The sequence below is a fragment of the Kitasatospora sp. NPDC056184 genome (assembly GCF_042268405.1).
In the GTDB taxonomy this organism is placed as follows: domain Bacteria; phylum Actinomycetota; class Actinomycetes; order Streptomycetales; family Streptomycetaceae; genus Kitasatospora.
The window spans coordinates 66365-82721 of the sequence record NZ_JBHJUI010000010.1 but is presented as its reverse complement, the minus strand read 5'-3'; the positions used below and the strand labels follow the sequence as shown (position 1 = coordinate 82721).

Here is a 16357-nt window from a genome sequence, read left to right as displayed (position 1 = left end):
CCATCCGCTATTACCTTTTGTCACGATTGTGGCACTTTCCGTGGCACTGTCCCCGCCCCCTCCCCCCGAGGAGCAGATCGTGATCCTCTCGATTTCCGGCATCGTCCTGTTCGGCACCATCGCCTTCCTCTTCTTCCGCAGGGACGGACTCAAGGTCTCCCATGCCCTCGTCTGCGCCCTCTTCGGCTTCTACGTCGCCGGCTCCTCCATCGCACCGAGCATCACGGCGGGCGGCGCCAGCCTCGCCAGCCTGCTCGGCGGCATCAAGTTCTAGCCCCACTCCCCGTACCGGCCCGGGCGCGGATCCCACCGCCCCGGGCCCGGTCGTTGCCGCCGGCCGCACGCCCTTCCCACCGACCGTCCCACTCGCCCGGGGAGCCAGGAATGCCGCTCAACCGCCACCACCTCGCCAGGGGCCGCGACCTCGCCCGCACCGCCGGCGACCACGCCTCCGACATGTTCGCGCCGCTCACCGTCATCGGCCGCGGACTGCGCCACCACACCGCCTGGGCCAAGGAGCGCTGGCGGAGCACCCCGAAGGACCGGCGCGGCCCGACGCTCTTCCTCACCGCCGCCCTGCTGATCGGGATCTACCTGCTGCCGCACGGCCTGCTGTTCGCACTGATCGCGCTGATGGCCAGCGCCGCCTGGGCGGGCCGCGCGCCCAAGGCCGCGCCCGCCCCGCCCGAGCCGGACCTCGCCGAGGTCAAGCTCGGCGCGCTGTACGCGGCGCTCACCCCGTACCTGGCCGGGCCCGACGGCCTCAGCCCGCTCTACCACCACGAGGGCAGCCACCGGGACGCCTTCTCCGGCTGGGAGTTCGACGCCGAGGGCCGGCTCGCCCGGCTGGAGATCGCCTACCCGGCGTACTTCACCGACACCGAGCCGGCCGCCCGGGCCCGGATCGAGCAGGTCGTCCAGGGCAAGGCCGGGCGGGCCCGGGAGTACCGCTTCGACTGGGACGAGGAGTCCAACACGCTGCGGATCGCCGCCCTGGCGCCGCTGCCCACCGACATCGCCGCGCAGCGGTTCGTGGCGGCCCCCGGCGAGATCGTGCTCGGCTTCACCGACGGGGACGGCAGCGCCCGCACCATCCCGGTGCACCAGGGCGGGGCGCTCGCCCAGCAGCCGCCGGTGGTCTGGCGCACCGGCCCGCGCTCGGCCGAGCCGCACCTGCTGGCGCTCGGCGTCGCCGGCTACGGCACCTCCAGCCTGGTCCGCTCGGTGGCGCTGCAGGCGCTGCCCTTCGCCGACCTGGTGGTGATCGACGGCGCCGGGACCGGCGAGCACGCCTGCCTGGTCAACCGGCCCGGCGTGCACACCGTGGAGACCAGCCTGCACGGCGCGCTGGCCGCGCTGCAGTGGGCGGCCCAGGAGACCGAGCGCCGGCTCACCGTGCTGAACGCCGCCCGGCACGCCGGCAGCGCCGTCCCGGAGGACGTCACCCGGCCGCTGTGGCTGCTGCTCGACCACCCGACCGAGCTGAGCGAGCTGGCCCACGCCGAGGGCCGCCCCGACCCGCAGGACCTCCTGGAGCTGCCGCTGCGGCACGGCCGGGCCGCCCGGGTCACCGTGGTGGTCGCCGACGACGTCGAGGCCCGGGACCGGATCTCGCCGAGCGTGCGGGCCACCACCCGGGCCCGGGTGGTGCTCGGCCCGGCCGGCCCCGAGGCGGGCCACGCGGCGCTCGGGGTGCCGCTGGACATCGTGCCCGCCGCGCAGGCCCCGGCCGGACGCGGCTACGCCCGGATCGGCACCGGCGCCCCGGTCCGCCTCCAGGTGCCGGCCACCGTCGACCCGCTGGACGAGGAGGCCCCGGCGGCGCTGCGGGACGCGGTGATCGCCCTGCTGCCGCACCGCGACACCCGGACCGAGGCGCCCGCCCCGGCCGCGCCCGTCCAGCCGGTGCGGCCCGTGCAGCCCGTGCAGCCCGTGCAGCCGGTTCCGGACGGCCCGCCGACCGTCCCGGTGGAGCTCGGCCCCGAGCCGCACGCCGGGGTGGACCTCGCCAAGGGCCCGGCTGCGCTACGCTTCCGCCCGCTCGCCTGACCGGCGGACCGGCACCCGGACGGGAGGGGCGGCGCAGGCCGCCGGTTCCCCTCCCGGTACGCTCGTCGGGGAACGGCCGACCGATCACCAGATGTGAAATAGGTGACACCTGGGGTGATATCACCGCCCAGATGTGACAAATCGGGCGCCGGTGGGTACAAACAGGGGCGGCACGACAGACGACGCATGTCCCGGGACGGGAATCTTCGTCGGAAGCCGAGCGTTGACCGAACGACGAAGAACAGCGACCACTAGTCCTGTGGGCCATAAGCCCGGGAGGCACGATTCATGAGCGAGCGAGCTCTCCGCGGCACGCGACTCGGGGCCACTAGCTACGAGACCGACCGCGGTATTGATCTGGCTCCCCGCCAGACCGTCGAGTACGCATGTCAGAACGGACACCGATTCGAGGTTCCCTTCTCGGTCGAGGCGGAGATCCCCGCGACCTGGGAATGCCGTTTCTGTGGCCAGGAGGCGGCACTTCTGGACGGCGACGAGCCGGAGGAGAAGAAGGTGAAGCCGACGCGCACCCATTGGGACATGCTGATGGAGCGCCGGACGCGCGAGGAGCTGGAGGAGGTGCTGGCCGAGCGGCTGGCCGTGCTCCGCTCCGGTGGGATGAACCTCGCGGTGCACCCGCGGGACACCCGCAAGAGCGCCTGACCCCGCTCCCGCCGACGGGCGGGGGCACGCGAAAAGGGACCCTGGTCACCAGGGTCCCTTTCGCGTGGGCCGGCGCCGGCCGCCCGGCGCCGGCCCACCGTGCTCAGCCGTTGATCGGCGGGCGGTAGGTGGTGTCCGGTCCCTGCGGGCCGGCCGCCGGACCGCTGCCCGGCTCGACCACCTCACCCTGGATCACCTTGCCGTCCGGGCGGTGGATGCGCAGCTGCTCCTGCAGCCGCATCGCGTCCGCGAACGGGTCGGCGCCGGCGCCCGCGGTGGAGCGCAGCGCCTTGTCGGCCACCCGGCGCCCGGCCGCCCGCCACAGCGCGCGGGTCGGCGGGAACAGCAGGGTGAGCGCCAGGGCGTCCGAGAGGAAGCCCGGCAGGATCAGCAGCAGGCCGGCCAGCACGGTCAGGCTGGTGCCGGTCTGCGGCTGCTTCGACTTCGGGTCGCGGGTCTGCTCCAGGGCCGCCGAGAGCGCCCGCGCGCCGGCCCGCTTGATCAGCGAGCCGCCGATCACCGCACCGGCGATCAGCAGCAGCACCACGGTCAGGCCGCCCAGCCACGAGCCGACCTGGACCAGCAGCCAGATCTCCAGCACCAGCCAGGCGGTCAGCAGCAGCGGCAGCACGCGCCGCAGCTTCGAGCGCGGCGCCGGACGGGCGGGGGTAGCTTGCTGGGTCACGGTACGAATCCACTCCAGGCGGTGCTCTGCGCGCCGCACGGGAGGTCCGGGCCGGCTACGGCACCACCTGGTCCAACGATCAGCCGGCGGCCGGTGTTCCACCCGGGGCGGCGTCCGCGCCGCCGCGGCGCCGGCGGGCGAGCAGGACGCCGCCGGCGCAGGCCAGCAGGCCCGCCACGGCGAGGGTCCACTCCGGGACCGCCCCGACCCGGTCGGCGACCGTGGTGCCGTCGCGCAGCGGGACGGTCGCGGACAGCTCGGCGGCGGTCAGCTCCTCGGTGCGCTCGACGACGGTGCCGTCCGGGGCGATCACCGCGCTGATGCCGCTGGTCGCGGCGATCAGCACCGCGCGGCCGTGCTCGACGGCGCGCAGCCGGCTCATCGCGAGCTGCTGCTCCGGCTGGCCGGTCTTGGCGTAGGTGGCGTTGTTGGTCTGCACGACGAGGACCCGGGCGCCCTGGTCGACGGTGTCGCGGACGATCTCGTCGTAGGCGACCTCGAAGCAGATGACGTCGCCGATCCGGGCCGGGCCGAGCTGCATGACGCCGTTGTGGTCGCCGGGGTAGAAGTCCCGGGCGACCCGCTGGAGCCGGGTGATCACCTTGGACAGCTGGTCGCGGAAGGGCACGTACTCGCCGAACGGCACCGGGTGCTGCTTGGTGTAGGAGGCGCCGGGGCCGGTCTGCGGGTCCCAGACGATGCCCTCGTTCTGCACGTGCTGCTCGTCGGGGCCGTCGACCAGGGTGCCGACCAGGGTGGGCACGCCGACCGCCCGCACCGCCTCGTCGATCCGCGCGTAGGCCAGCGGGTCGCTGAACGGGTCGAGGTCGGAGGAGTTCTCCGGCCAGATCACGATGTCCGGCTTCTCGGCCCGGCCGGCCTTGATGTCCTCGGCGAGCTTCTCGGTGGCGGCGGCGTGGTTGTTGAGCACCATCATCGGGCGGCCCAGGAAGTCCATGCCGGGGTTGGGCACGTTGCCCTGGATGACGGCGACCTTGACGGTGTCGGCGGCCGCGGTGGGCACCGGCACCAGGTAGCCGGCGAGCATGGCGGCGACGGCGCCGAGCCCGGCGGCCGCGGCCTGCGCCGGGCGGCGCGCGGTGCCGCGGCCGACCGCCCGCACGGCCGCCCAGGCCAGCAGGGTGCCGGAGAGGGCGACGGCGAAGGTCACCAGCGGGGCGCCGCCGAGCGCGGCCAGCGGGGTGTACGGGGTGGCGGTGTTCGCGAAGGCGAGCCGGCCCCAGGGGAAGCCGCCGAGCGGCAGCCGGTCGCGGGCCCACTCCTGGGTGATCCACAGGCAGGCGCCCCAGAGCGGCCATGCGGGCAGCCGGGAGGTGACCGCGAGGCCGGAGCCGAGGGCGGCGAGGAACAGCGCCTCGACGACCGACAGGCCGACGGTGGCGTCCCAGCCGATCACCCGCAGCCAGCTGAGCAGCATCAGGAAGAACGGCAGGCCGAAGGCGAAGCCGGTCCAGGCGGCCTGCCGGGCGGTGCGGCCCCGGGTGAGCAGCGAGAGCGCGGCGACGCCGAGGACCGACAGCGGCCAGAGGTCGAAGGGCGGGAAGGCCAGCGCGAGCAGCAGGCCGGCGAGCGCGGCCAGCCCGGTGCGCGGAAGGCCGGCCCGGATCCGGGCGAGCACGCGGGCGGCGCGGCCCCGGCCTGATGCCTCGTCGGGGGTCTCGGGCGCGGTCCCGGACCGCTCCTGGGTGACGGGCATGGCCACCGTCGCACCATCTCTCTCGCCGCCGCCCCGCGGGGGAACGGGGACGGCTGTTCGGACGCTGTCCGAAGAAGGTACCCCGGAACGACACCCGGCCGTGAGCTGAGGGTCGTACCCGCGGCGGGCGGGCGTCCCGGGACGCCCGCCCGCCGCGGCGCCCCGCGCTACCCGGCGGCCGCCAGGTGGACGGTGCGGCCGCGGACCACGGTGCGCAGGCAGGCGGGCAGCGGCTCGCCGGGGGTGAGGTCGGGCAGGCCCGGGGTGCCGGAGCGCGGGTCGGTGGACCAGCCGGCCACCCGGTCGTCGGGGGCCTGGACGACGAGGTCGCCCGCGGCCCAGACGGCGAAGCTGGCGACCGCGCCGGGGACGAGCACGCCGTCCTGGTCGCGGCCGATCGCCCGCCAGCCGCCGCGGGTGTGGGCGGTGAACGCGGCCCGCACCGAGATCCGGTGCTCGGGCGTGCGGTGGAAGGCGGCGGCCCGGACGGTGCCCCAGGGGTCGAGCGGGGTGACCGGGGCGTCCGAGCCGAAGGCCAGCGGGACGCCGGAGCGCAGCAGGGCGGCGAAGGGGTTGAGCGCGGCGGCCCGCTCGGCGCCGAGGCGCTGGACGTACATGCCGTCCGGGCCGCCCCAGGCGGCGTCGAAGGCGGGCTGCACGGAGGCGGTCAGGCCCAGTTCGGCGAAGGCGGCGACGGTCTTGTCGTCCAGCGCCTCGGCGTGCTCGACCCGGTGGCGCAGCGCCCGGACCCGGTCGGCGCCGACCCGGTCGCCGGCGGCGCGGACGCCCTCGACGACGGCGGCGACCGCGGCGTCGCCGATCGCGTGGAACCCGGCCTGCAGGCCGGCCTCGGTGCAGGCGGCGACGTGGTCGGCGACCTGGGCGGCGGTCAGGTAGGCGGTGCCGGTGTGCGGGGCGTCGGTGTAGTCGCGGTGCAGGCAGGCGGTGTGCGAGCCGAGCGCGCCGTCGACGAAGAGGTCCCCGCCGGCGCCGACCGCGCCGAGCCGGCGGGCGGTCTCGACGCCGCCGCGCCCGCTCAGCTCGCCCCAGTAGCCGAACACCTCGGGGCCCTCGCCCTCGGCGGCCAGCTCCAGCAGGGCGGCGAGGTCCTCCTCGGAGGAGATCTCGGGCCCGGCGCACTCGTGCAGGGCGCCGATGCCGAGCTCGGCGGCGCGGACCAGGGCGGCGCGCTGGGCGGCGCGGCGCTGCCCGGGGGTGAGGCGGGCGAGCGCGGTGCGCCGCACGGCGTGGTGGGCGTCGCGGGTGAGCGGGCCGTCGGCGTGGAAGCCGGGCTGCTCGGCGAGGCCCTCGGTCAGCGTGCGCAGGGCGCTGGTGGCGAGGGCGGAGTGCACGTCGGTGCGGGAGAGGTAGACGGCGGCGCCCCCGGCGGCGGCGTCCAGCTCGGCGAGCGTGGGCGGGCGGCCCTCCGGCCAGCCGGTCTCGTCCCAGCCGTGGCCGATCAGCACGCCGCCGGGCTGCTCCTGGGCGGCGGCGAAGGCGGTGAGCGCGGCCAGCGCGGCGGCCAGCGAGGGGGTGCCGGTGAGGTCGAGGCCGGTCAGCGCGAGACCGGTGGAGGTCGCGTGCACATGGGCGTCGACGAAGGCGGGGGTGACCAGGGCACCGTCCAGTTCGACGATCTCGTCGGCGGTCTGCGCGTACGCCTCGGCGGCGCCGTCGCTGCCGACCCAGGCGACGTGCTCGCCCTCGACGAGCATCGCGGTGGCGAAGGGGTCGGCGGGGCTGTAGACGGCGCCGCCGCGCAGCAGGACGGTTCGTGGGCCCCTCCGGCCCGAGGGCGGGCCGGGAGGGAGGGTGCGTTCGGTCATGCGGCCTAGTCTGCACCCCCGCGCGGGCCGGTCAGAGCTTCGGGGGTCGCGCCTCGTAGGGGGTGGACAGCACGACGGTGGTGCGGGTCGAGACGCCGGCGGCGCTGCGGATCCGCGCGAGCAGGTCCTCCAGGTCGCCGGGGGCGCCGACGCGGACCTTGAGGATGTAGTTCTCGTCGCCCGCGACGCTGTGGCAGGCCTCGATCTCGGGCAGGTCGGCCAGCCGCTCGGGTGTGTCGTCCGGGGCGCTGGGGTCGAAGGGTTTCACCGAGATGAAGGCGGTGAGCGCCAGGTCGACGGCGTCCGGGTCGACGATCGCGGTGTAGCCGCGGATCACCCCGCGCTGCTCCAGCCGGCGCACCCGCTGGTGCACCGCCGAGGTGGACAGGCCGGTGGCCTTGCCCAGGTCCGTGTAGCTCATCCGGCCGTCTTGGAGGAGCAGCTGGACGATGCGTTGGTCGAGATCCTCCACAAGGCGCAAACCTACCCCCTCCGGGGGCGTGCGGATCGCCGCGCGGGGGGCGCGCGGCCTCCGGCCCCCGGGGCGCACGCGGGGCCGGGGCGGGGGGCGCGGACTGTCACCCGGCGCGCCCCGGGGTGCCGCGCGGGCACATGCCGGACGAATGTGGCGAAGGACACACCCGGTGCATCACAGTGCGCCTAACCGCAGGGTTATGAGTCCGTTTCGGCGGGAAGTGCTGGTTGTGGCCCCGGGCGACCACGCCGGGCCCGATCCGAGGGGGATCACCATGCGCGTTACCGACGAGCGCCCGACGGGCGCGGACGACGCCCACGATACGACCGACCGCGAGGACCTCGCGGTCCCCTACGAGACCGAGCCGGGGCTGGATCCGGGCGAGGCCGACGCCTGGGAGATCGTCCGGGTGCACTGCCCGTCGTGCCGGCGCCCGATCGCCCTCGTGGGCGACGAGGAGCGGCTGCCGCAGCACGCCGTCCTGCCGCGGCCCTGGCACCCCTTCTCGCCCGCGCTCTGCCCGGGTTCGGGCGCGCCGACGGACGACCTGGCCGAGGTGGAGGACGCGGAGGAGGCCGGATCCGCCGCCCTGGACGCGCTGACGGCGCTGCCGGGCGAGCACGACTGGCGCACCCAGCCGTTCTCGCACGCGCTGGTGCACCGCCCGGTCCGCTCGACCCCCGCGCCGGCCATCCCGGAGCAGCGCGGCCGCTTCTCGCGGCGCTGAACCCCCGCGCGCCGCACGGCTGCTGACGCTACGACAGAACGGCCCCCGGGCGTCGCTCCGCACCCTGGAGTGACGCCCGGGGGCCGTTCCGGACCGCCCCGCGCGGCTCCTCGCGGAGCCGGGGGCGGCCGGTCGGGGTCGGGACCGGGCCCGGGGGCTCAGCCCTTGGTGAGGTGGCGGCCGATCACCAGGCGCTGGATCTGGTTGGTGCCCTCGACGATCTGCAGCACCTTGGCCTCGCGCATGAAGCGCTCGGCCGGGAAGTCCTGGGTGTAGCCGTAGCCGCCGAGCACCTGGACGGCGTCGGTGGCCACCCGCATCGCGGCGTCGGTGCAGAACAGCTTGGCCATCGCCGCCTCCTTGGAGAACGCCAGCCCGGCGTCGCGGCGGCGGGCGGCGGACAGGTAGAGCGAGCGGCCGGCCTCGATCTGGGTGGCCATGTCGGCGAGCATGAACGACAGGCCCTGGAAGTCGGCGATCGGGCGGCCGAACTGGCGGCGGGTGCGCGCGTAGTCGACGGCGAGGTCGAGCGCGGCCTGGGCGACCCCTGTCGCGCAGGCGGCGATGCCGAGCCGGCCGGAGTCCAGCGCGGCGAGCGCGATCTGGAAGCCCTGGCCCTCGGCGCCGACCAGCCGGTCGCGGGAGACCCGGGCGCCGTCGAAGTGCAGCTGGGCGGTCGGCGAGGACTTCATGCCCATCTTCTGCTCCGGCGGGGCGGCCGAGAGGCCGGGCTGGTCGCCGGGCACCAGCAGGCAGCTGATGCCGCGCGCGCCCTCCTCACCGGTGCGCACCAGCGTGCTGTAGAAGTCGGCCCGGCCGCCGTGGGTGATCCAGGCCTTGGTGCCGCTCACCACGTACTCCTCGCCGTCCAGCTCGGCGCGGGTGCGCAGGGCGGCGGCGTCGGAGCCGGACTGCGGCTCGGAGAGGCAGTAGGCGCCGAGCTGCTCGCCGGAGAGCATGCCCGGCAGCCAGCGGTCGCGCTGCTCGTCGGTGCCGAAGGTGGCGAGGGCGTGGCAGGAGAGGGTGTGCACGCTGACGCCGAGGCCGACGGCGAGCCAGCCGGCCGCCAGCTCCTCCAGCACCTGCAGGTAGACCTCGTAGGGCTGGTCGCCGCCGCCGTACCGCTCCTCGTAGGGGAGCGAGAGCAGGCCCGCCTCGCCGAGGGTGCGGAAGACCTCGCGCGGGAACCGGCCGGCGGCCTCGTCCTCCGCGGCGCGCGGCTGCAGCTCGCGCTGGACGAGGTCCCGGGTGAGGCTCAGGAGCTCGCGGGCCTCCTCGCTGGGCAGCTGGCGGTCGACGGCCTTCGCGGGGGAGGTGGTCATGGTGGCTGGTCGCCTCCTCGGTCGTGCGCCGGGCCCCCGGGTGTGGTCGGGCCCGCGCGGGGTGTGGCAGCTCGGCCCGGCCGGCACCGGATCGCGGTGAACGGCCGTTCACATGCTCGGCGATGCGAGTATGCCCGATCGCGGCGCCGGCGTCACGACCTGCACCGGATCACTGTCCGTATCGGCGCACGGACCCCCGTAGGGTTGACGTTGTGGCTGCTTCCGAGACTTCCGCCGCCCCGGTAATGGGGCCCCGGGCCGTCGACGCCCGCGACACCCGCGACGCCCGCGACGCACGGGACCCGCTCGGCCTGCTCGCCGCCGAGCTGCGGGCGCTGCCGCCGTCCTGCGGCCCGGTGCGGCTGGTGGCGGTGGACGGGCACGCGGGCTCGGGCAAGACGACCTTCGCCGGCCGGCTGTCGGCCGCGCTGGGCGGCGCCCCGGTGGTGCACCTGGACGATCTGGCGACGCACGACGAGCCGTTCGGCTGGACCGGACGGCTGCGCGCGCAGGTGCTGGAGCCGCTGGCGGCGGGGCGGGACGCGGAGTACCGGGTGTACGACTGGACGCTGCGCCGGTTCGCGGGGACGGCCGCGGTGCCGCTCGCACCGGTGGTGCTGGTCGAGGGGGTGGGCGCCGGACGGCGCGCGGTGCGGCCGTGGCTGAGCCGGCTGGTGTGGATGGAGCTGGACGCGGCCGCGGCCCGGCGGCGCGGCGAGGAGCGCGACGGGCCCGGGCTGGCGGAGTTCTGGGCCGGCTGGGCGCTCGCCGAATCGGCGCATTTCGCCGCCGACCCGAGCTGTCCGCACGCCGGAACGGTGGTCGACGGGGTGACCGGGCGGATCGCACCGAGCACCGTCGGTGAATCTTCAACAACCATCTTGACCTGCGGCGTCACCGGGAATTAGGTTCTCACTCGTCGCCGGAACCACTGGTTCCGCACCCTCGGACCCGGTATTCCCGGCTTGTTCCCCCGTGAGCCGGGGATACCGTCCGACGATCCCTCCCCCGGTCCGGCCACCTGTCAACGGCCGTCCGCCCGATCGCTTTTGACATCGTGCGGCACCCTTCCGGATCAGCGCGGCGCCGGTACGATTCCTCGCAGGCGCATATGCGCCCCGGGGGCAGACGACCACCGGCCGGATCCGCGACACCGCCGCACCGGCCGGGCCCCGAGCCACACCGCGGGGGGCGTTGAGTGACGACGGAGAGTTCCCAGAGCAGCAACGCGGGCGGCCCGGCACCGAACCGGCTCGCCGACCGCGCCTGGCTGCGTGCCATGGACGCCTACACGGCCGGGGCGTACAGCCGCGCCGAGGAGGAGTTCCGGGCCGCCGTGCGGCTCGACCCCGGCATGGCCGACGCCTGGCTCGGCCTGCACGCGCTGCGCAGCGACACCTCCGGCGCGCTGCTCGCGATGTACCGCCACCGCAATCGGTTCGGTGAGCAGCGGCAGCGGCACGCCCGGCCGCTCAGCTCCTGGTACTGGCTCGGCTGGTGGGTGCAACCGGTGCTGGAGACCCCCCGCGACCTCGCCCTCGCACACGCCTCGCACTGGCTGGACGGCCGTCACCTCACCGAGCTGGACCAGGCGTTGGAGCAGTGCCCGACCCCCGCCGAGGACCCGTCGGCGCGCTTCCTGCACGCCTGCCGCTCCTACCTGCTCAAGGACTGGGAGCAGCTGATCCGGGACACCGACCGGCTGCTCGACGACGCGCTGCTCGGCATCGAGGCCGGGCTCTTCGCCGGCATGGCGCGGGTCCGGCTGGACATGTGCGCCCAGGCCCAGGCCCCGCTCGCCGCCTCGCTCGCCCGCTGCCGCTCCGAGCAGCCGCAGCGCAAGGAGCTGCGGTACTGGCTGGGGCGCGCCTACGAGGGCGCCGGGCGCAGCGCGGCCGCGTTACCCCTCTACCGGGCCGTGCACCGGGCCGATCCGGCGTTCATGGACACCGCGGCCCGGCTCGCGGCGATCTCGGCCGAGGACGCCGTCGCCGACGCCCTGCTGGACGCCGCCGGGGCCGGCGGCCGGGAGGCGGGGCGCGGCGGCGGCCCCGAGGAGGACGCGCTGGACGCCGCCCTGCTGGATCCGCCGGACTTCGGGGCGCCCGGCGCCGATCCGGCCGGGGCGGACGCGGCCGGCTCCCCCGGCCTCGCGGACCTCTTCGGCGGTCCCGACCCCTTCGGCGGACCGGTCCTCGACGAGCCGCTCGCGGACGGGGCGGGCGAGCCGCTGCCGGACGGCGCCGCGCCGGACGAGGACGGCTTCCCGGTCGTGCCCACCGGCGCCGGACCGGGCGCGGGCACCGACAACAGATCCGGCGGGAGCGGAACGCCGCCCCCGCTGGCCGCCGGCGGACGCTCCGGCTCCACCGCGCCGCAGCCCGCCGCCGTCTCCCCGACCGCGCCCGCGCCGGCGCGCGGCGAGGCCGTCCTCCCCCGCGCGGCCAACACCTACCCGGCGCTCGAACGCGAGGGCGACCAGGCCGAGTTGGACGCCGCGCTGGCCGAACTCTCGCTCATGGTCGGCCTGGAGCCGGTGAAGCGCCAGGTCCGGGCGCTCTCCGCGCAGCTGCGGATGGCCCGGCTGCGCGCCGAACAGGGCCTGCCGGTCCAGCCGCCCAAGCGCCACTTCGTCTTCTCCGGCCCCTCCGGTACCGGCAAGACCACCGTCGCGCGGATCCTCGGCCGGGTGTTCCACGCCCTCGGTCTGCTCTCCGGCGACCACCTGGTGGAGGCCCAACGAGCGGACCTGGTGGGCGAGTTCCTGGGCCAGACGGCCGTCAAGGCGAACGAGCTGATCGACTCCGCGCTGGACGGCGTGCTCTTCATCGACGAGGCCTACAGCCTCTCCAACTCCGGTTACAGCAAGGGCGACGCGTACGGCGACGAGGCGCTCCAGGTCCTGCTCAAGCGCGCCGAGGACAACCGGGACCGGCTGGTGGTGATCCTGGCCGGCTACCCCGAGGGCATGAACCGGCTGCTGGCCGCCAACCCCGGCCTCAACTCCCGCTTCACCACCCGGGTCGACTTCCCCAGCTACCGCCCCGGCGAGCTGACCGCGATCGGTGCCGCGCTCGCCGGGCAGGACGGCGACGCCTGGGACGAGGACGCCGCCGAGGAGCTGGCCTCGATCTGCACCCACGTGGTCCGCGAGGGCTGGATCGACGAGCTCGGCAACGGCCGGTTCATCCGCACCCTGTACGAGAAGTCCTGCGCCTACCGGGACCTGCGGCTCACCCTGCTGCGCGAGCCGCCCGGCCGGGAGGACCTCGCGACGCTGCGGCTGCCGGACCTGGTGCAGGCCTACGGCGAGCTGATCGACGGCCGGGGCTGAGGCCGGGGCCGGGACGCCTCGCCCCCGGCCCCTCGGACGCGGGCCTCAGCCGGCCAGCGCCTTGGCCTCCGCCTCCGGATCCAGCCCGACCGCCGGCCGGTCCGGGCGCCGCGGCGCGACACCGCCGATCGACCGCAGCCAGGCCCAGGTGTCGGCGACCGTCTCGGCCGTCGGCCGGCAGCGCAGTCCGGCGGCCACCGCCTTGCCGACGGACGCGCCGTGCATGGTGGCGTGGAACTCGCCCGGAGGGACCCAGAACGGCAGCTGGCTCCACGGCTCGATCCCGGCGGCGGCGATCGCCTCCGGGGCCGTCCAGCGCAGCTCGGCGTCCGAGCCGGTGACCGCCGCGCAGGCCTCCAGCAGCTCGCCCGTGCTGCTGTGGCCGGGCGGGGCGACCAGGTCGTACGGGCCGCCGAGGCCGGCCCCGAGGGCGTCCAGGGTCCAGTCCGCGAGGTCGCGGACGTCGATGAACTGGAGGGCGAGCTCGCGCGGGCCGGGGGCCAGCACCGGGCCGCCGCGGGCGATCCGGTCGAGCCACCAGGGCAGCCGGCCGATGTTCTCGTACCGCCCGACGATCAGCCCGGCGCGGACCAGCAGCGCCCGGTCGCCGAACGCGTCCAGCACCGCCAGCTCGCCGCCGCGCTTGGCCTCGGCGTAGGGCACCTCGCCGTCGTCCGGCGAGCCGTCCACCACCGGGGCGCTCTCGTCGGCCCCGGCCGGGGTCGGGTAGGTGTACACCGACCGGCTGGACACGTACGCGTAGCGGCCGACCCGGCCGGCCAGCAGGCGGGCGCTGTCGCGCACCGCCGACGGGGCGGCGGACCAGGTGTCCACCACCGCGTCCCACTCCCCCTCGGCGAGGGCCGCCAGCCCGCCCTCGGCCTTGCGGTCCCCGTGCAGGACCCGCGCCCCGGACGGCGCGGCGTGCGTCCCCCGGTGGAAGACCGTGACCTCCCATCCCCGTTCCAGCGCCGCCTCGGCGACGGCCCGCCCCACGAACTCCGTACCACCCAGCAGGAGAAGTCTCATGCCGACCACCCTGCCCATCGGGCGGCCGGCATGGGAACGGCGGCTCGCTCACAGCGGAATCGCCGAGAGCGAACCGCCGCCGGGGGTTACAGCGCCGCCGAGCGGTGGTCCGGGTCGTGCACCTCGCCGACCAGCTCCTCCAGCACGTCCTCCAGCATCACCACGCCGAGCGTCCGCCCGTCCTGGTCGAGGACGGCCGCGAGGTGGCAGGCGGCCCGGCGCATCGCGCCCAGCGCGTCGTCCAGCGGCAGGGTGCCGCGCAGCACGGTGATCGGCCGCCAGAGGCGGGCCGGGACGGGCGCCGAGGGGTCCTCGACGTCCAGGATGTCCTTGAGGTGCAGGTACCCGAGGTAGCCGTGGCCGGCCGGGTCGCCGTCGGTCACCGGGAAGCGCGAGAAGCCGGTGCGCAGCGCCAGCTCCTCGATCTGGGCGGCGGTCACCTTGGTGTCCACGGTGACCAGCTGCTCGGGGGTGAGCAGGACGTCGGTGAGCGGTCGGCGGCCCAGTTCCAGGGCGTCCTCCAGACGCTCCCGGCGGTCCTCCTCCAGCAGGCCGGCGTCCCCGGAGTCGGCGAGCAGGTAGATCAGCTGCTCGGTGGTGAACACCGACTCCACCTCGTCCTTGGCCTCCACCTTGAACAGCTTGAGGATGCCGTTGGCGAAGGCGTTGAGGAAGGCGATCACCGGGGCCAGCCAGCGGGCGAGGCGGTCCAGCGGCGGGCCGAGCCAGAGCGCGGCCTTCTCGGGGCCGGCCAGCGCCATGTTCTTCGGCACCATCTCGCCCATCACCATGTGCAGGTAGACCACGACGGCCAGCGAGATGCCGTACGCCAGCGGGTGCTGCAGGCCGGAGGGGATGCCGATCGCGTGGAACGGGCCCTCCAGCAGGTGGGCGATGGTCGGCTCGGCGAGCGCGCCGAGGCCCAGCGAGCAGACGGTGATGCCGAGCTGGGCGGCGGCGAGCATCGCGGAGACGTTGGACAGCGCGTGCAGCACGGTGCGGGCGCGCTTGTTGCCCGCCTCGGCGAGCGGTTCGATCTGGCTGCGCCGGACCGAGACCACGGCGAACTCGGCGCCGACGAAGAAGGCGTTGCCGAGCAGCAGCAGGAGGGCGACGGCCAGTTGGAGCGCGGTCATCGGGTCCCGTCCTCGTCGTCGCCCAGGAAGTGGTGGTGTCCGGCGGTGCGTTCCACCCGGACCCGGCTGGTCCGGTGGCGGTCCACCGCCTCGACGGTGAGCCGCCAGCCGGGCAGCTCGGCCTGCTCACCGGGGTCCGGGAGCTTGCCGAGCAGGTCGGCGACCAGGCCGGCCAGCGTCTCGTACGGGCCCTCGGGGGCGTACAGGCCGATGGCCTCCAGCTGGTCGAGCCGGGCGCGGCCGTCGGCCGCCCAGACGGGCTGCCCGTCGACCGGCGGCAGCGAGAGCAGCTCGGGGGTGTCGGCGGGGTCGTGCTCGTCCTGCACCTCGCCGACGATCTCCTCGACGATGTCCTCGACGGTGACCACGCCGGCGGTGCCGCCGTACTCGTCGACCACGATGGCCATCGGCTGGAGGCGGCGCAGCCGGTCGAGCAGCCGCTCGGCGGGGAGCGTCTCGGGCACCAGCAGCGGCGGGACGGCGAGGTCGCCGACCCGGACGGTGGCGCGCCGCGCGGCCGGGACGGCCAGCGCGTCCTTGAGCGTGACGGTGCCGGTGACCTCGTCCAGGCTGTCGGCGTAGACCGGGAAGCGGGACAGGCCGGTGGCCCGGGTGAGGTTGAGGACGTCGGCGGCGCTGGCGTCGCGCTGCAGGGCGGCGACGTCGACGCGCGGGGTCATCACGGACTCGGCGGTGAGGTCGCCGAGGCCGAGGGTCCGCACGAACAGGGTGGCCGACTCCTCGTCTATGGCGCCCGCCTTGGCGGAGTGCCGGGCGAGCGAGACCAGCTCGGCGGGGGTGCGGGCGTGGCCCAGCTCCTCCTGCGGCTCGATGCCGAAGGCGCGCACGGTGCGGTCCGCGGAGCCGTTCAGGACCCGGATCAGCGGGCGGCAGACCCGGGAGAACGCCATGTGCGGGGCGGCGACCCCGCGGGCCACCTGGAGCGGGTGGGAGATCGCCCAGTTCTTCGGGACCAGCTCGCCGATCACCATCTGGACGACGGTGGCGCACAGCATGCCGATGACCACGGCGGCGCCGCGGGCGGCTCCGGCGGGCAGGCCGATGCCGGTGAACACCGGCTGCAGCAGGGTCGACAGGGCCGGCTCGGCGAGCATGCCGACCACCAGCGAGGTGACGGTGATGCCGAGCTGGGCGCCGGAGAGCTCGAAGGAGAGGTGGCGCAGGGCCCGGGAGACCCGGCCGGCCTTGGCGTCCCCCGCCTCGGCGGCGCGCTCGACGGCGCCCCGCTCCACGGTCACGAAGGCGAACTCGGCGGCCACGAAGAGGCCGTTGGCGAGGATGAGCAGAAGGGCCGCGAAGAGCAGCAGCCAGGCGGTGATCACAGTGCCGCCTGCCTTCCGGTGGTCGGAAGGAGGGCGGCGCAGGTACTACCG

Annotated in this window: 14 protein-coding genes; 6 read left to right on the top strand and 8 right to left on the bottom strand. The window is 75.6% G+C overall.

The features are described 5' to 3' along the window. Positions 1-79 precede the first annotated feature (79 nt). From ACFC0B_RS20980 to ACFC0B_RS20970, 3 genes are all read left to right on the top strand, one after another. Positions 80-274, top strand: a complete 195-nt coding sequence (locus tag ACFC0B_RS20980; RefSeq protein WP_350541028.1) for a hypothetical protein — start codon at positions 80-82, stop codon at positions 272-274. A 110-nt stretch (positions 275-384) separates the two neighbouring features. Beyond that, positions 385-2049: a hypothetical protein gene (locus ACFC0B_RS20975; RefSeq protein WP_376087587.1), complete on the top strand. Its 1665-nt coding sequence runs from the start codon at positions 385-387 to the stop codon at positions 2047-2049. 288 nt (positions 2050-2337) lie between these two features. Continuing rightward, a complete protein-coding gene (locus ACFC0B_RS20970) occupies positions 2338-2712 on the top strand; it encodes an RNA polymerase-binding protein RbpA (RefSeq protein ID WP_355365562.1) in 375 nt (124 codons plus the stop codon). Positions 2713-2815: 103 nt separating this feature from the next. Here the strand turns inward: ACFC0B_RS20970 and fxsA are convergent, their stop codons facing one another. The 4 genes from fxsA to ACFC0B_RS20950 form a co-directional block, all read right to left on the bottom strand. Next, positions 2816-3397 (bottom strand): FxsA family membrane protein, encoded by a 582-nt coding sequence (gene fxsA / locus ACFC0B_RS20965; RefSeq protein WP_376087585.1) that lies wholly within the window; start codon positions 3395-3397, stop codon positions 2816-2818. Between the two features lie 79 nt (positions 3398-3476). Then, complete coding sequence (lnt, locus tag ACFC0B_RS20960) at positions 3477-5114, bottom strand: apolipoprotein N-acyltransferase (RefSeq protein ID WP_376087583.1); 1638 nt, start codon at positions 5112-5114, stop codon at positions 3477-3479. A gap of 167 nt (positions 5115-5281) precedes the next feature. Next, on the bottom strand, positions 5282-6940 hold the full coding sequence (locus ACFC0B_RS20955; protein WP_376087581.1) for an amidohydrolase: 1659 nt from the start codon (positions 6938-6940) through the stop codon (positions 5282-5284). A 31-nt stretch (positions 6941-6971) separates the two neighbouring features. Continuing rightward, positions 6972-7412, bottom strand: a complete 441-nt coding sequence (locus ACFC0B_RS20950; RefSeq protein WP_350541033.1) for an Lrp/AsnC family transcriptional regulator — start codon at positions 7410-7412, stop codon at positions 6972-6974. Positions 7413-7689: 277 nt separating this feature from the next. On the opposite strand from ACFC0B_RS20950, the gene ACFC0B_RS20945 reads away from it, so the two are divergent. Further along, entirely contained in the window at positions 7690-8142 is a 453-nt protein-coding gene (locus ACFC0B_RS20945; protein ID WP_376087579.1) for a hypothetical protein, read from the top strand. Between the two features lie 158 nt (positions 8143-8300). On the opposite strand, the gene ACFC0B_RS20940 is transcribed toward ACFC0B_RS20945, so the two are convergent. Continuing rightward, entirely contained in the window at positions 8301-9464 is a 1164-nt protein-coding gene (locus ACFC0B_RS20940) for an acyl-CoA dehydrogenase family protein (protein WP_376087577.1), read from the bottom strand. Between the two features lie 245 nt (positions 9465-9709). Here ACFC0B_RS20940 and ACFC0B_RS20935 point away from each other — a divergent pair, with 245 nt between their 5' ends. Together ACFC0B_RS20935 and ACFC0B_RS20930 are read left to right on the top strand one after the other, a co-directional pair. Further along, a complete protein-coding gene (locus ACFC0B_RS20935; RefSeq protein WP_376088142.1) occupies positions 9710-10372 on the top strand; it encodes a uridine kinase in 663 nt (220 codons plus the stop codon). Between the two features lie 290 nt (positions 10373-10662). Beyond that, positions 10663-12798: an AAA family ATPase gene (locus ACFC0B_RS20930; protein ID WP_376087575.1), complete on the top strand. Its 2136-nt coding sequence runs from the start codon at positions 10663-10665 to the stop codon at positions 12796-12798. A 45-nt stretch (positions 12799-12843) separates the two neighbouring features. Here the strand turns inward: ACFC0B_RS20930 and ACFC0B_RS20925 are convergent, their stop codons facing one another. The 3 genes from ACFC0B_RS20925 to ACFC0B_RS20915 form a co-directional block, all read right to left on the bottom strand. Further along, complete coding sequence (locus tag ACFC0B_RS20925) at positions 12844-13827, bottom strand: NAD-dependent epimerase/dehydratase family protein (RefSeq protein WP_376087573.1); 984 nt, start codon at positions 13825-13827, stop codon at positions 12844-12846. 86 nt (positions 13828-13913) lie between these two features. After that, on the bottom strand, positions 13914-14963 hold the full coding sequence (locus ACFC0B_RS20920; RefSeq protein WP_376087571.1) for a hemolysin family protein: 1050 nt from the start codon (positions 14961-14963) through the stop codon (positions 13914-13916). Next, positions 14960-16306, bottom strand: coding sequence for a hemolysin family protein (locus ACFC0B_RS20915; protein WP_376087569.1), 1347 nt, complete (start codon positions 16304-16306; stop codon positions 14960-14962). The genes ACFC0B_RS20920 and ACFC0B_RS20915 overlap by 4 nt, the downstream gene beginning before the upstream one ends. Positions 16307-16357: the final 51 nt, after the last annotated feature.

Coding starts and splice junctions, on each gene's coding strand:
- ACFC0B_RS20975 (WP_376087587.1), top strand. CDS start 385: ATGCCGCTCAACCGCCACCACCTCGCCAGGGGCCGCGACCTCGCCCGC.
- ACFC0B_RS20940 (WP_376087577.1), bottom strand. CDS start 9,464: ATGACCACCTCCCCCGCGAAGGCCGTCGACCGCCAGCTGCCCAGCGAG.
- ACFC0B_RS20970 (WP_355365562.1), top strand. CDS start 2,338: ATGAGCGAGCGAGCTCTCCGCGGCACGCGACTCGGGGCCACTAGCTAC.
- ACFC0B_RS20920 (WP_376087571.1), bottom strand. CDS start 14,963: ATGACCGCGCTCCAACTGGCCGTCGCCCTCCTGCTGCTGCTCGGCAAC.
- ACFC0B_RS20925 (WP_376087573.1), bottom strand. CDS start 13,827: ATGAGACTTCTCCTGCTGGGTGGTACGGAGTTCGTGGGGCGGGCCGTC.
- ACFC0B_RS20945 (WP_376087579.1), top strand. CDS start 7,690: ATGCGCGTTACCGACGAGCGCCCGACGGGCGCGGACGACGCCCACGAT.
- ACFC0B_RS20935 (WP_376088142.1), top strand. CDS start 9,710: ATGGGGCCCCGGGCCGTCGACGCCCGCGACACCCGCGACGCCCGCGAC.
- lnt (WP_376087583.1), bottom strand. CDS start 5,114: ATGCCCGTCACCCAGGAGCGGTCCGGGACCGCGCCCGAGACCCCCGAC.
- ACFC0B_RS20955 (WP_376087581.1), bottom strand. CDS start 6,940: ATGACCGAACGCACCCTCCCTCCCGGCCCGCCCTCGGGCCGGAGGGGC.